Below are 16,214 nucleotides of genomic sequence, written 5' to 3' on the forward strand. Positions count from 1 at the left end.
TGATTGGGTAATTGTCCTGGAATTTAGCCTAGATAGATGTTTGTGTAATTGGTTGTAATCACAGCGATCGCAGGTAAACTGATGGCTTTATCAAAACGTCAATGTTTCATGCTTATAAGTGCTGCATCGGCAATTTTTGCAGTTGCAGTATTTCCGTTGCAAGTCCTGAGTAGTCCACCCAACCCAGGGGCTGGTGGAGTGCAACAAATGAATATTTTGCAAGCAATTGTTTTAGGCTTTGTGCAAGGAATGACCGAATTCTTGCCTATTAGTAGTACAGCCCATTTAAAAGTTGTGCCGGTAATTCTCGGTTGGGGCGATCCGGGAGTGGCGTTTACGGCGGTGATTCAGCTTGGTAGTATTGCCGCTGTACTGTGGTATTTCTGGGGAGATTTGACGCGAATTGCCACCGGAGCATTCAGAGCGATCGCCCAAAAAGATTATGCTGATTATGACTTGCGCTTGTCATTAGGAATTGCTTTAGGAACTTTGCCAATTGTCTTTTTTGGCTTGTTAATCAAAAGATTTATTCCAGATTATGACAATTCGCCCATTAGAAGCATCGGCGCGATCGCGATCGCCTCAATAGGAATGTCCCTATTGCTGGGAGTAGCAGAAAAACTCGGCAAGCGGCAACGGGACTTTGAACAACTGACCATGAATGATGGGCTATTAATGGGTTTAGCGCAATCTTTGGCGTTAATTCCTGGAGTATCCCGTTCTGGTTCTACCCTGACAGCCGGGTTATTTATGACCTTACAACGGGAAACAGCCGCGAGATTTTCCTTTTTACTCGGCATTCCCGCCATTACCCTAGCAGGGTTAGTAGAGTTAAAAGACGTTTTAGCAGATATTAGCGGTACGGGAATAGTCCCCTTAATTGTTGGGGTGATTTCTGCGACGATTTTTTCCTACATATCCATCGCTGGCTTACTCCGCTTCCTCAAAACCAAAAGCACTTGGGTATTCATTTGGTATCGCCTAGCATTTGGCGTAGCCATCTTGAGTGCCATTGGTGCGGGAATGTTGAAAAATAGTTAATAGTTAAAAGTCAATAGTCCAGAGTCCATAGTAATAATTGAGTGTTGACTCATGACTAACATAGTCAATAGTGCAGAGTTTGTAGTAATGACTTTGACTATTGATCCTTCGGGTTCGCCAGTGAGGGAGTCGGGAAACCCGACGCCAGTTGCGACAACGGAGGGAACCTCCGCAACGCACTGTCTCCCCAACGCACTGGCTCACCATTGACTATTGACCATTGACTTTTGACTCATGACTAACCTTCGTCCTGCCAAAATTACCAAGGTACTACCCAACTCCATCGCCGCTGAAATTGGTTTTGAGGTGGGGGATGCGATCGTTGCTATTAACGGTACACGTCCCCGCGATTTAATTGATTATCAATTTCTCTGTGCGGATGAATTTTTAGAACTCGAAGTTTTAGATACTGCTGGCAAAACTCATCACGTCGAAATTGAAAAAGACTATGACGATGATTTAGGGTTGGAATTTGAAACTGCTTTATTTGATGCTTTAATTCAGTGCAATAATCGCTGTCCGTTTTGCTTTATTGACCAACAACCCCCAGGTAAGCGCTCAAGCTTGTATTTAAAAGACGATGATTATCGTTTGAGTTTTTTGTATGGTTCTTACCTGACATTAACCAACTTACCAGAACGGGAATGGCAGCGGATTGAACAAATGCGCTTGTCTCCCTTGTTTGTGTCGGTTCACGCTACTGAACCTGAAGTGAGAATCCGTCTGCTGAAAAATCAGCGGGCGGGAAAAATTATGGAACAATTGCGCTGGTTCCAAAAAAGAAGATTGCAAATTCATGCCCAAGTAGTGGTTTGCCCCGGTATCAATGATGGCAAACACTTGGAACAAACATTAAAGGATTTAGCGTCATTTTATACTGGTGATGTACCTGCTGTAGCATCGGTGGCAGTCGTGCCAGTGGGTTTAACGCGGTTTCGTCCCCAAGAAGACGAACTGATACCTGTAACTAGAGAAAAAGCGCAAGAAGTGATTGCCCAAGTGCGATCGCTCGCACAGCAATTTCGCCAGCAATTTGGCTCGAATGTTGTCTGGTTAGCCGATGAATGGTTTTTAATTGCGGGGGAAGACTTACCAACAGAAGCGGAATACGAAGACTATCCCCAAATTGATAACGGTGTCGGTTCTATTCAGTTATTTCTCAAGCAATTTGCATCTGCTGCGGCTGAATTACTCCCAACAAAAATTTCTCCTCCAAGAAAATTTACTTGGGTCGTAGGTAACGCCGTTGAAAAAGCATTTCAACCAATATTGCAACGCCTGAATTCTGTTGAAGGTTTAGAAGTAAATATGCAGGCTTTAGCTAGTGATTACTGGGGGCAAACTATTAGTGTCACCGGATTACTAACAGGACATGATTTACTTTTAAATCTCAAAGAAAAAGATTTAGGCGATGGAATTTTGCTGCCAAATGTCATGCTCAAACATGGGGAATTAGTCTTTTTAGATGATGTCAGAGTTGAGGATTTAGCCAGACAATTAAATACCAAAATTTTTCCAGTATCAGGAGTAGAAGAATTAATCACTACCTGTATTAATGAACAAGTTGCAGCTTAAATATAAAAACATCAGTTGTTTTTCGGAGGTAGTTTATTGATATGCTGAATAATAAATAATAAGTACTGTCTAATACTAAATAAAGTGAGGGTTAAAAGTGAAGAATCAGGGAACTGCAATCAAAGTCACCAAAAAATCTGGATTCTTCATTTTTAGTTTTAACTTTTTTGTTGTTAATTGTTTAACTAGTTTTAATATCTTACCAGTCCAGGCGGCCAATGAAGAACCTGTATTGAGCGTAGTCCAGAGTACAGAAAACAAGCAACAATGGACAGGAATTACTAAGCGCTTGCAAGCTATTGGAGTCAATTATTGCGTAATTCCCTTAGCGGCTGTGAGAAGTACTGCCGATTGGGGCGATCGCCGCGTCTTATTTTTGCCCAACGTCGAGACATTAACACCAGCCCAAGCGATCGCGTTAGAACAATGGGTGAGCAAAGGTGGCAAAATCATCGCCAGTGGCCCTTTTGGTAGTTTATCAGCACCGGGAGTACGGCAGTTATTGCGATCGCTCCTCGGCAGTTATTGGGGATTTGGTTTGGATGAGACACAACAACTCAAACCAGCCAAAACTAAGCCCCAGGGATGGGCTAACCAAAGCGAACTGTTTGGGCAAGTACGTGGCGGTGTGATTATTCCTGATGGGGGAACTAGCCAAGCCACCGCAGTCTGGAATGCCCAAGATCATCCAGCCGCCGTCGTCAGCACTGAATGGTCTACCTTATTAGGCTGGCGCTGGGGAAACGATGCCGCCTCAACATTCGAGTTAGATAATGCTTGGTTAAAAGCTGCCATTAACCGCTACCTGACAGCACCATCCGGAGGCCAGCAGAAAATTCCTGGGGCTAACTCAACTTGCTCAACGACAATTGCTACAGCTTCCCCTAATTCTGCACCTTCCCCATCTTTGATGACGACCGTCGTACCCCAGCCTCAAATAGTTCAGCGCACCCCCCGTTCATCTCCCCAAGAGGCGATTGATCAACTGGAACAAACAGTGCGTTGGAATGTGGAACCCAACTCCAATCAGCCAATTGACGAAAAAGAAGCGATCGCACTCCAGCAAGAGTTAGAAAATTTGATTAGTCGGGTAGAAAGCGCCCATTTAGCTGCCTCAGTTTATGCTGCTAATACTGATGCAGCCATTACCAGCAACCCCCAGTCTCTCAAAGAAGAAGAAACACGCGTCGCCTCCACTAGACCAGGATTATCTAGCACCAGTAAAGAACAAGCTATTGCCCAGGCACAGCTAGTAGCGAAAAGTATTCCCCAGCTAGTAGCCAATAAAAACTATGCCCTGGTGCGTCAGCAGTGGTTAGCAACCAGAACGAATTTATGGAAACATTTTCCGATCAATCGCCGCTTAGCCCCAGCGGAAATTCGCGCAGTCTGGTTAGATAGAGGCACAATTGTCAGATCTGGTGGTGAGAAAAAATTAGCCGAACTTTTTGACCGCTTGGCACAGTCTGGAATTAACACCGTTTTTTTTGAAACGCTCAACGCCAGTTATCCCATTTACCCCAGTCAAGTTGCACCACAACAAAACCCCTTAATTCGTGGCTGGGATCCTTTAGCTGTTGCGGTGAAATTAGCTCATGAGCGAGGTATGGAGTTACACGCCTGGGTGTGGACTTTTGCCGCCGGGAACCAACGCCACAACCAAATCATTAATGTTCATCCTGATTACCCAGGGGCAGTACTGGCGGCTCATCCTGATTGGGCAAACTACGATAACAAAGGCAATACAATTCCTCCTGGTCAAACCAAACCGTTTTTTGATCCAGCTAACCCCCAATTGCGACAATATCTCCTGAAGCTGTTTGAAGAAATTGTCACCAAATATCAAGTAGATGGTTTACAGCTAGATTACATTCGCTATCCCTTTCAAGATCCGTTCGCAGGTCGGACTTACGGCTATGGCAAAGCCGCAAGAGCGCAATTTCAACAGTTGACTGGTGTTGATCCTTTGACTATTTCACCTAGCCAAGGAGAATTATGGCAAAAGTGGACAGAATTTCGTACCCAGCAAGTTGATAGCTTTGTGGCCGATGTCTCCAAAATGTTGCGCCAAAAGCGGGAGAATTTGATTTTGTCAGTGGCGGTATTTCCTTTACCAGAACGAGAACGTATTCAGAAATTACAACAACACTGGGAAGTTTGGGCAAGGCGCGGAGATATAGATGTGATTGTCCCCATGACTTACGCTCAAGATACAGCTCGTTTCCAACGCCTCGCCCAACCTTGGATAGCTTCTTCTCAGTTGGGTTCGACTTTATTAATACCAGGAATTCGGTTGCTGTCTTTACCGAATTTGGCAGCATTTGACCAATTACAACTGATTAGAGACTTGCAAGCTAGTGGTTACGCACTCTTTGCTGCTGAGAATTTTAACAGCGATTTGCTGAAAATCTTTACTAGTACTCAAGGTAACGTACAACCTGTTGCTAATGAACCGATTCCTCTGCGTCAGCCTTTTAAAACTGCCGTTGTTCGTTATGAATTGTTGAAACGGGAATGGCAGTTTGTCATCCAAAATGAGCAACTGCAAATACCTACCATCAAAACAGTTGATTTTAACAACCAGATAGAAGTTTTAGAAAAAGCTTTAAATCAACTGGCTGCTTCACCTTCTCCAAGTAAATTACTGACAGCAAAAGCTTCTTTAACTCGATTCCAGTCGCAATTTCGCATTTGGATGCGCGAAGCTGCCACAAATAACCCTTATCAAGTCAAAGTTTGGGAAAATCGGCTGGCAACAATCGAAAGACTATTACGTTATGGTGAAAGGCGATCGCAATTACGTAAGTAACTCATGACTTAGGCACAAAGATTGTAATACCCTTTCACTTTAAGTTCTCTACAAATAGACCGCAGGGGGTTACTGAACGTAGTCGAAGGGTCAATCTAACATCTAAAATCCAAAATCTAAAATTGTTTGACCAAACTCTTGATTTTTCGGTTTTATACGTAAGTTTTACAAGTAAAGGAAAGCACAAATAACCATTTTTTTTTGACTATGGATTATTTTGTATATTTATTTTCTGCATTACCCCGTTAACTTGCGGGGTTTATAAAACTTAATTTTGTGTTTCTTCATACAAAATTTACATTACACTCACAGTATTTTTCATTAGGATAATATTATTAATTTACCCCCGAAATCCAAGAACATACTGGAATAGCATAAGTTGAGATAACTATTAATTTATGATAGCTATCGTGATTATCTATGTATACTCGACGACAATTTCTCTGGCTACAAAGCTTAGAGGCAGTGATTAACTTTTCGCCACTAACGGTTCAGCCGGAAGTAACTGTGTCAGAGGTAATCTTACTGATGGCAAATTATGGTGTCGATGCTTTGGTAGTGTCAGATTCAGCTGTAGTGGGGTGGCTGACAGCAAAAGATGTAGTCAAGCTCTTAGCTTCAGGTATTGACTGCAAAACTACTAAAATTTCTGAGGTAATGCCAACTTCAGTAATTACACTGAAGATATCAGAATTTCAAAATTTAACAACGGTAATTTCACTGTTGCATCAGCATCAATTGAATATTTTGCCAATTGTTGATGAAGCAGGTCAACTAATTGGTACGGTTACGCCTGAAAGTATTTGTCAAGCACTCAACTCAACAATTGAGAACACTAGAATTGAAGATGCAGAAAATTCCGAGCGACTACGTTTATTAGAGTCAGCAGTAGTCAATGCCAACGACTCAATTTTAATCACAGAAGCCTATGTCTCCAATGGCAGAATAGAACCTCGGATAGTCTATGCCAATCAGGCATTTACACAGATGACTGGTTACACCCTGGAGGAAGTAATTGGTCAAACACCCCGGTTTTCACATGGGGAAAAAACTTGTCCTATCCAACTGAATAAACTTTTCGCTTCAGTGCAAGCTGGCTTACCCATTAGAACAGAGTTGCTTAGCTATCGCAAGGATGGCTCAACATATTGGGTGGACATGAACTTAGTTCCCATTAAAGACTGTGAAGAACGCATCACTCACTTTGTAGCTATTCATCGCAACATCACAGAACGAAAACTGGCAGAAGAGGCATTACAGTGGAGTGAAGAAATATTCCGACAATTAACCGAAAATCTCCCCCATGTGTTTTATGTCTGGGATGCGAATCAGCAGCAACTGCATTATGTGAGTCCAGCTTATGAAAAAATTTGGGGTAGAAGCCGCGATCGCCTCATCGAAAATCCCCAATCATATTTTGCCGCTATTCATCCCCAAGACCGCGATCGCGTAGTTGCATCTGTGCAGCAGTTGTTGACAGACCAGTCTGTTTCTGAAAGATACAAAATTGTTCACCCCGATGGTAAGCAACGCTGGATTTCTAGCACCATCTTTCCGGTAAAAAATGATCATGGACAAATTTATCGCTTCGTCGCTATAGATGTAGATGTGACTGACCGCATCCAAGCCCAAGCGGCAATGCACGAAAGTGAAAGACGATTCCATGCCATTTTCAATGGAACATTTCAATTTTCTGGCTTACTTACACCAGAAGGCAAATTACTAGAAGCGAACCAGACATTACTCGAATTTGCTGGACTGCAACCACAAGATATTGTCGGAAGATTATTTTGGGAAACCCAATGGTGGATGATTTCGCCAGCAACCCAAAATCAATTAAAACAAGCAATTGCGATCGCTGCTAGGGGTGAATTTATCCGTTACGAAGTCGATATTCTTGGTGCTAATCAAACAGTTCGCACCATAGATTTTTCCCTAAAACCCCTCAAAAATGAAACAGGCAAAACCATACTGTTAATTAGCGAAGGTCGAGATATTACCGAACTGAAGCAAACACAAGCTAAACTTAAAAAAGTTAACCAAGAATTAGAAAAGCGAGTTTCTGAACGCACCACTGCCCTAAAGCAGACAAATCAGCAATTATTAACTGAAATTGCCGAACGCCAGATAGTAGAAGAGCAATTGCGGCAATCTCAACAAATGTTGCAATTAGTCATGGATACTATTCCCCAAGGCATCCTCTGGAAGGATCGCAATTCTGTGATTTTGGGTTGTAATCGTAACTTTGCTAAATTAATCGGTGTCGAAAAACCAGAAGATATTATTGGTAAAACAGCCAATAGTTTTCTTTCCGACAAGTCAGAAGCAGACTTTCACCGCAAGTGTGATGCTAGAGTCATCCAGATAAATAAACCTGAATATCACCTAATTGCCTCTCTACGACTAATCAATGGTAAACAAATTTGGTTAGAAATTAGTAAAATTCCACTGCATGATACCGCAGGTAATGTAGTTGGTGTCCTGGATACAGTTGAAGATATTACCGAACGCCAACAAGCACGAGAAGCTTTAGAAAAAAGCGAAGAAAGATTTCGCTTCTTGGCAGAATCCATTCCCCAACAAGTGTGGATTGCTAATGCTAATGGCAACATCGAATATGTTAACCAAAGGACTCTGGACTATTTTAATTGCACTCAAGAACAATTGAGTGATTGGGCATGGGAGCAATTGCTACATCCAGATGATTTAACCCAGTGTTTAGCAGATTGGCGAGTATCTTTAGCCACAGGTAAACCATTTGAAGGAGAATTTCGCTGGCTCAGAAGTTCTGATCAAACTTATCGCTGGCATTTAGCGCGTGCTATACCTTGGTGTGATCAAGAAGGTAAAATCACTGCTTGGTTTGCTACAAATACTGACATTCATGACCGTGTTACAGCTGAACTTGCACTAAAACATAGCGAACAACGTTTCCGCAACTTAGTTGAATCTAGCTACGATATCATCTGGGAAGTTGACCAAAACTGTGCTTATACTTACGTCAGCCCCAAAATCCGCGATATTTTGGGCTACGAACCAGAAGCAGTGTTAGGGAAAACGCCCCTTGATTTCATGCCACCAGAATTACATGAAACCCTAGCTCCAGGTTTTGCTGCAATTTTGGCAGCACCACAACCATTTCAATGCTTAGAAAACATCCAAGTTCATCAGGATGGACATTTGGTACTTTTAGAAACCAGTGGTGTGCCAATCTTTGATCAAGATGGCAAATTCATGGGCTATCGGGGTACAAATCGAGACATTACTGAACGCAAACAAGCTGAGACTACATTACGAGACACTCAACAGCAACTACAGGCAATTTTAGATCACTCTGCGGCAGCGATTTATGTAGTAGATAGTGAGAATAGATTTGTCTTGGTTAATCGTTATATTGAACAACTTCTCAACATGAATCAAGAGCAACTCATCGGTAAAAGCATGTATGATTTGTGGAGTCAAGAGATTGCCGATGGGTTTGTGAGCAATAACCGTCAGGTAATTGCTAATGGTATTGCCATCAAAGTTGAAGAAGTTGTCCCCTTTGAAGATGGGTTACATACCTACTTTTCTGTTAAGTTTCCCTTAAAAGATGCTAATGGTGTGCCTTATGCTGTCTGTGGTATTTCCACAGATATTACTGATCGCAAATTAGCCGAAGAGTCTTTGATTCGCTTTCATAAAGCCATCGATAGTACCAGTGATGCTATCTGCATGGCAGACACTACAGGTAAAGTGACTTACGTTAATTCAGGGTTTACGGAAATCTATGGGTACACTTTAGCAGAATTTCAGGCTGCTGGGGCAGCCGTTAGTATCTTCAAACACACAGCAGAGTTCAACAAAGTAATAGCCGCTATTCAAAGTGGTGAGTCATGGTGTGGCGAAGTGACAATGAAAACCAGTAATGGTCGGCTTTTACAAGTTTATTTACGTGCTAATGCCATTAAAGATCCAACTGGTAGAATTACGGGGTTTGTTGGTATTCATACTGATATTACACCCCGTAAACAAGCAGAAGAGAGTTTAAGATTGCGCGATCGCGCGATCGCCGCCAGCAGTAATGGCATTATCATTGCAGATGCCAGCATTCCCAACGGCCCTATTATTTATGTTAATCCGGCCTTTGAACGTATGACAGGCTACAGTGCAGCCGAAGTCATCGGGACAAGCTTTCGGTTGTTCCAACGTGCAGACATCGAACAATCTGGTTTACAAGAACTGAGTGCGGCCATGCAAGTCGGCAGAGTTTGCACTGTAACTCTGCGGAATTACCGTAAAAATGGCAGTCTGTGGTGGAACGAACTCAATATTTCACCTGTGTATGATGCTGATGGTGTACTCACTCATTACATTGGTATTCAAACAGATATTACTGAGCGTAAACAAACAGAAACAGCCTTACTGGTTAGTCAACAGCGATTACAATACCTACTCTCATCCAGTCCTGCTGTTATCTACACTAGTAAAGTTGGCGAAGATTTGGGCGCTACCTTTGTCAGCGACAACATTAGCACCATCACTGGTTATCAACCACAAGATTTTACAGAAGATGCCAGCTTTTGGACTAGCCATATCCACCCAGAAGATGTACTGAATGTGTTGGACGAACTCGGCAAAATTTTGCAGCAAGAACATTACAGCTTAGAATACCGCTTTCTCCACAGAAATGGGACTTACCGCTGGGTATCCGACCAAGGTAAACTAGTCCAAGATGATGCCGGAAACCCAGTAGAACTAGTTGGTTACTTGGCAGATATTACAGAACGCAAGCAACTAGAACACGAACTCAGAGTAGCTTTAGAGAAAGAAAAAGAACTCAACGAACTGAAATCTCGCTTTGTTTCCATGACTTCCCATGAATTTCGCACACCGCTGAGTACGATTCTTTCTTCTTCAGAGTTACTGGAACATTATCGTTATAAATGGCCGGAAGAAAAACAAATTACTCATCTGCACCGGATTCAAGCAGCAGTGAAACGCATAAATGAAATGTTAAATGATGTTTTAGTTATTGGTAAGGCAGAAGCAGGAAAACTTGACTACAAACCTACTACTTTTGATTTGGTTACCTATTGTTCTCATATCATTGAAGAAGCGCAAATTAATCAAAATCACCGCTGCTTAATTTCTTTTACTAGTCAATATTCATCCATCTCATGCTGTATGGATGATAAATTACTAGGACATATTCTGAATAATTTACTCTCGAATGCGATTAAATATTCTCTGGAAGGAAGTACTGTTAACGTCAAACTTACTTGTGAAAATGGACAAGCAGTATTAGAAATACAAGACCGAGGAATTGGCATTCCTCCAGAAGACTTACCACATTTGTTTGAGTCTTTTCACCGCGCTAGGAATGTGGGAAATATCCTAGGAACTGGATTAGGGCTGGCAATTGTCAAAAAGTGTATAGATATACACAAAGGTAACATTGCTGTTACCAGTGCGCTGGGAGTTGGTACCACCTTTACTGTAACTCTGCCATTAAATAACGCAATGCAAATCGAGGAAGAAAATGGTTAAGATTTTGGTGATTGAAGACGAAGAATCAGTGAGGGAAAACCTTTTAGATTTGCTAGAGGCAGAGGATTTTGAGACGGTTGCTGCTGCTAATGGCAGGATAGGTGTAGATTTAGCATTTACTGAGGCTCCAGACTTAATTTTATGCGACATGATGATGCCGGAAGTTGATGGTTATGGAGTCTTGAGTGCATTACGGCAAGACCCATCAACTGCCACAATTCCATTTATTTTTCTGACGGCTAAATCTGCTAAATCTGATTTCCGCCAAGGTATGGATATGGGTGCAGATGACTATCTCACTAAGCCGTTTACGCGGGCTGAGTTATTAAGTGCCATTATGAACCGTCTAGAAAGGCAGGCTACTTTAAAAAAATATTTGTCTAATCAGATAGTAACTAAACCTATATCACCGAAAACTCAGTTATTAGAAATTAGTTTGCAACGAGTTGTTCAACAACAAAAATTTCAAGAATTTGAAGTTTATTATCAACCGATAGTTGATATTGCCTCTGGGCAAATAATCGCAGCGGAAAGTTTATTACGTTGGCAAAGTCCGGAATTAGGTTTGGTGAATCCCACAGAATTCATTCCAATTGCTGAATCTACAGGTTTAATTATACCTATTGATCAATGGGTATTACAAAATGTTTGTCAACAAATTAAGATTTGGCATGATGTCGGCATTTCTTACTTGACGATGACAGTTAACTTATCAGTGATTGAATTTCATCAGCCAGACTTGATCAAAAAAATTACTGATTACTTAGAAAAAAATCAACTAGAGCCACAATATTTAGAAATAGAACTTACTGAAAGTATGATCATGCAAGATATCAATAGTGCGATCGCTACTATGAATAAACTACAGTCCTTAGGGCTAAAAATTGCTATTGATGATTTCGGTACTGGTTATTCTTCGCTAATTTATCTCAAAAACTTACCAATTAATACTTTAAAAATAGACCGTTATTTTATTCATAATGTAGGCAGAGATAATCAAAAATCTGCAATCACCAAAGCTTTAATTGAAATGGCTCATAACTTAAATATGCGAGTAGTTGCTGAAGGGGTGGAAACAGAAGAAGAATTGCATTTTTTGCGTCATTATCACTGTGATTCTATGCAAGGTTTTTTATTTAGTCGTCCATTACCAGCAGCAGAATTTGAAAACTTTTTGTGGAGTAATAGACATTTATATATATAAATTTATGTAAATTTTAACATAAAGGTTTTTGACTACATGAAATTTTTGTATTTCCTCAGGAATTCTAACTATATAATTCAAGTGATTAATTAGGAGTAAATCGGGTGCTAATATTCAAGTCTTATAAAATATCTTAATTTATAAAATTTATCTAAACTATATTTTTTAAATTTTATATTTATTTACATTCAATCAAATATTATGAATAAAATTTTGGTTATTGAAGATGATATAAATGTACGGCAAAATCTTGCAGATCTACTTTCTGCTGAAAATTTTAACGTTATCACTGCTGAAAATGGTTACATTGGTTTACAGTTAGCACAAGCCGAAATTCCCGACTTGGTAATTTGCGATGTGATGATGCCAGAATTAGACGGTTATGAAGTCCTGAAAAAACTACGTCAAAATCCTCTCACAGCAATTATTCCTTTAATTTTTTTAACTGCTAAATCCGAAAAAAATGACTTCCGTAAGGGAATGAATTTAGGTGCTGACGACTACCTCATCAAACCTTTTTCTCGGGCCGAATTATTAGCTGCTATTGCCTGTCGATTAGAAAAACAAACAGCAATTTATCAACAAACTCAAGAAAAATTAGATAAATTGCGTAATAGCATTACTCTGTCACTGCCCCACGAATTGCGAACGCCCTTAAATGGCATCTTAGGCTTCTCACAAATTTTGATGGAAGAAAGTGAGTTGCTAGATGCACAATCTATCAAAGAAATGGCAGAATTCATTTACCAATCAAGTCAAAGGTTATTCCATTTAATTCAAAAATTTTTGCTATATGCAGAAATAGAAATTATTGCTACAGACCCGCAGCGTGTCCAAGAAATTCAAAGCCAGTCAACGGAGTTTCCCACACGGGAACTCACTAATTTAGTTGCTGAAATAGCCAAAAATGCTGGCAGAGAAGCAGACATTCAATTAGATTTTTTCCCGTGTTATGTAAATATTTCTGCAAAAAAGCTGACTAAAATATTTGAAGAATTATTTGATAACGCTTTAAAATTCTCGCCTTGTGGTTCACCGATTAAAATTACAGCTAAGGCTACTAATAATACTTTGAGTTTATCTTTTAGCGATCGCGGCCGAGGTATGAGCGCCGACCAAATTGCAGAGTTAGGTGCTTATCGGCAATTTGAGCGTAAACTCCACGAACAACAAGGCTCAGGATTAGGCTTAATTATCGCCAAAAGATTAGCAGAATTACACGGTGGTTCACTCAAAGTCGAAAGTAAACCCTACGAAAAAACGATTGTCACCGTTACTCTTCCGTGTAGCGTTCAGGAAGCATCTACGAGTAATGGTATACCTTATGTGTCGTTACCAATCAACACAAAGCTAAAAGTGACCGAAGACTTAGCTAGTAGACAAGTTAAAAGTGAAGGGTAAGGCTGAAATAACCATCATGAACTGTCTACACTATTTTACTTAGCACTTAAAATTTTTAACTCAGCACTTAATAAAAGCTTGGGCATCGCTCAAAAAGCGTTAGCTTGTCTGGGCAATGCCTTCAGCTAGTTGGGTATGTAGATTTGGCTGACTCGAATACTATTATGTCTACCCGATGTATGAATTGATGTTGGGGTTTTTGTTGAACTTAGCGTATAACTTGTATAAGTTGTATACAAACAAGCATTTTTATACATAATTGTGGTGGTAGAGTATGGCAAAGCGATCGCTCCAAGCATCAGCTGAAGGTATCAAAAAAGCAAAACAAGCCTTTAAGCGCAAAGGCTGGACACAAGAATATCTAGCAGCTGAGGTAGGTTTAGAGACTCGCCAAGCCATTTGGAAGTTTTTCACTGGGAAGCGGATAGACCGCCATGTGTTCAACGACATTTGCTTTGCCCTTGAACTCGACATTTCAGAAATTGTCCAACCTTTCCCCGATGATGAATCTGGTTGGTCAGACATCCCTGGAGATATTTCACTAGAGATTGAGACAGTAGTACAAAAACTGCGGTCTGTTTATCAGGAACACATTCAAGTCCAGTGTGGTACTGTGCAAATCTTGGATGTTGCTCAACCGATCCAATTCAGCGATATTTATATTGATGTTGAAATCCTGGAAGAAATTACTAGTCGTAGATGGCTAGTAATTAACAATTTACCCAAGGTATGGGTAAATGAAAATCATGGCTTGGGTGTAGCTGACTCGCCTCCAACTAGAGTTTCGGGAGTGGAAGCAGTCAGCAAATATACCAAACTGATGGTACTAGGCAAGCCAGGTTCGGGTAAAACTACATTTTTGCAAGCGATCGCCAATAATTGTAATCTAGGGCTATTTCAGCCTGATTATTTACCAATCTTCGTCCGGTTAAAAGACTTTGCAGAAGATATTCAAGGACATCATCAAATGAGTCTATATCAATATCTGCATGAATCGTTCATGAATTTTGGTATTCATGAACAAGAATTAATGACAGTCTTTACTCATGGGAGAGCTTTAATTTTATTAGATGGCTTAGATGAAGTAGTTGGTAATGATTCTGATAAAATTATCAACAAAATTCGTCAATTTACTGAGAAATACTACAAAAATAAAATAATTATTACTTGTCGGCTAGGGGCGCAAAATTATCAATTTCATGGCTTTACTGAAGTAGAAATTGCAGATTTTCGGAAACCGCAAATAGCCAACTTTGCCCAAAAGTGGTTTCGCACAGTTGCTAAGCATCCTCCAGCCACAGCACAAGACTTAGCCAGTCGGTTTGTGCAGAAGTTGGAATTAATCGAAAATCTACCAATTTTAGATTTAGCAGCTACGCCACTTTTACTCAATTTTATTTGCTTAGTATTTCAATGTACCGAAGATTTCCCGGTGAACCGTGCTGAATTTTATAAACAAATACTGGATATACTACTAATCCGTTGGGATGAAGCCAGAGGTATTAAAAGAAATGAAATTTATCCTGATTTATCCTTGTTGCACAAAATTAAATTGCTGAGTCATATAGCTGCAATCACCTTTACGCAAAACAATTACTTTCAGTCTGAAGCTAATCTATGTCAACTGATTACTAATTACCTTACTCACCATCTCAATACACCCAGTGATGCTGCCGCTTTAGAACTAGAAAGTGTATCCGTGTTAAAAGCAATTGAAGCCCAACATGGATTATTAATCCAAAAAGCGCGAGGCATTTATGCTTTTTCTCATCTCAGTTTGCAACAATATCTCACTGCTAGAGAAATAGTCTCTAGCATCAATACTCAAACACTGCCAGAATTGATGAATCACTTGAGTGAAAAAAGTTGGCGAGAAGTTTTCTTATTGAGTGTAGGTATGTTAAAAGCTGCTGATGAATTTTTAACATCAATGAAGAAAAAAATTGATAACTTAGCCACACAAAATTCAAAATTACATAATTTTCTAACTTGGTTAGAGAAAAAATCTGCCGCAGTTAATACCTGTTATCATGCCGCTAGTGTGCGTGCATTTTACTTTACTATTGCCCTACCTTCAGAATATACTTTAGCTCACAATCAAGAACTAGCCATACTTTTAGATCATCAGCTTGCAGGAAATTTAGCAGAAGATTTGGCACTAGATTTAGCCCTGATTCATGGGTTGACTGTTAGTTTAGGTATAACTGCTGAGATTTTTTTACCAAGATTTTCCGCTTTGAGTTTAGCCCTTGACCTCAAGCATTTGTTGGCAAATGAACCAAGTTTACAAACCTCATTACAAGAACTAAAAAATCAGCTACCTTCTCCAAGCCTAGGTAGAGATGTTTTAAAAATTTGGTGGCAAGGAAATGGCGAAAATTGGACAGAAGCATTAAGAAATTTGATGATTACTACTCGCCAAATTGGTCATAATTGGCAGTTCAATCAACAAGATTTGCAGGATATACAGCAGTACTGGGATGCTACTAAATTACTTTTAGATTGTCTCAACAGTGCGGCTGATATTTCTCCTAATTTACGGAATTATCTAGAGACGACTTTATTTTTACCAGAAAAATTAGATTAAATTAACCGCAGATGGCAGCAGACAACCGCTGATAAAATCAAACTAGAGACAGGCGGCAAAAATCAAGC

Annotated in this window: 7 protein-coding genes and 1 pseudogene; all 8 read left to right on the plus strand. The window is 40.3% G+C overall.

The annotated features are described in order from the left end of the window. The first annotated feature begins 81 nt into the window (after positions 1-81). Entirely contained in the window at positions 82-1,041 is a 960-nt protein-coding gene (locus ACMX3D_RS27345) for an undecaprenyl-diphosphate phosphatase (RefSeq protein WP_482752440.1), read from the plus strand. Between the two features lie 234 nt (positions 1,042-1,275). Further along, on the plus strand, positions 1,276-2,616 hold the full coding sequence (locus ACMX3D_RS27350; protein WP_482748916.1) for a TIGR03279 family radical SAM protein: 1,341 nt from the start codon (positions 1,276-1,278) through the stop codon (positions 2,614-2,616). A 97-nt stretch (positions 2,617-2,713) separates the two neighbouring features. After that, positions 2,714-5,425, plus strand: coding sequence for a family 10 glycosylhydrolase (locus ACMX3D_RS27355; protein WP_482748917.1), 2,712 nt, complete (start codon positions 2,714-2,716; stop codon positions 5,423-5,425). Positions 5,426-5,845: 420 nt separating this feature from the next. Then, positions 5,846-7,441, plus strand: a pseudogene (locus tag ACMX3D_RS27360) (PAS domain S-box protein); the annotation flags it as partial. A gap of 144 nt (positions 7,442-7,585) precedes the next feature. Next, on the plus strand, positions 7,586-10,954 hold the full coding sequence (locus ACMX3D_RS27365; protein ID WP_482752441.1) for a PAS domain S-box protein: 3,369 nt from the start codon (positions 7,586-7,588) through the stop codon (positions 10,952-10,954). After that, entirely contained in the window at positions 10,947-12,158 is a 1,212-nt protein-coding gene (locus ACMX3D_RS27370) for an EAL domain-containing response regulator (RefSeq protein ID WP_482748918.1), read from the plus strand. The genes ACMX3D_RS27365 and ACMX3D_RS27370 overlap by 8 nt, the downstream gene beginning before the upstream one ends. A gap of 201 nt (positions 12,159-12,359) precedes the next feature. After that, complete coding sequence (locus ACMX3D_RS27375) at positions 12,360-13,559, plus strand: hybrid sensor histidine kinase/response regulator (RefSeq protein WP_482748919.1); 1,200 nt, start codon at positions 12,360-12,362, stop codon at positions 13,557-13,559. A 274-nt stretch (positions 13,560-13,833) separates the two neighbouring features. After that, a complete protein-coding gene (locus ACMX3D_RS27380) occupies positions 13,834-16,146 on the plus strand; it encodes an NACHT domain-containing protein (protein ID WP_482748920.1) in 2,313 nt (770 codons plus the stop codon). Positions 16,147-16,214: the final 68 nt, after the last annotated feature.

It is taken from the genome of Anabaena sp. TISTR 8404, from assembly GCF_056847745.1.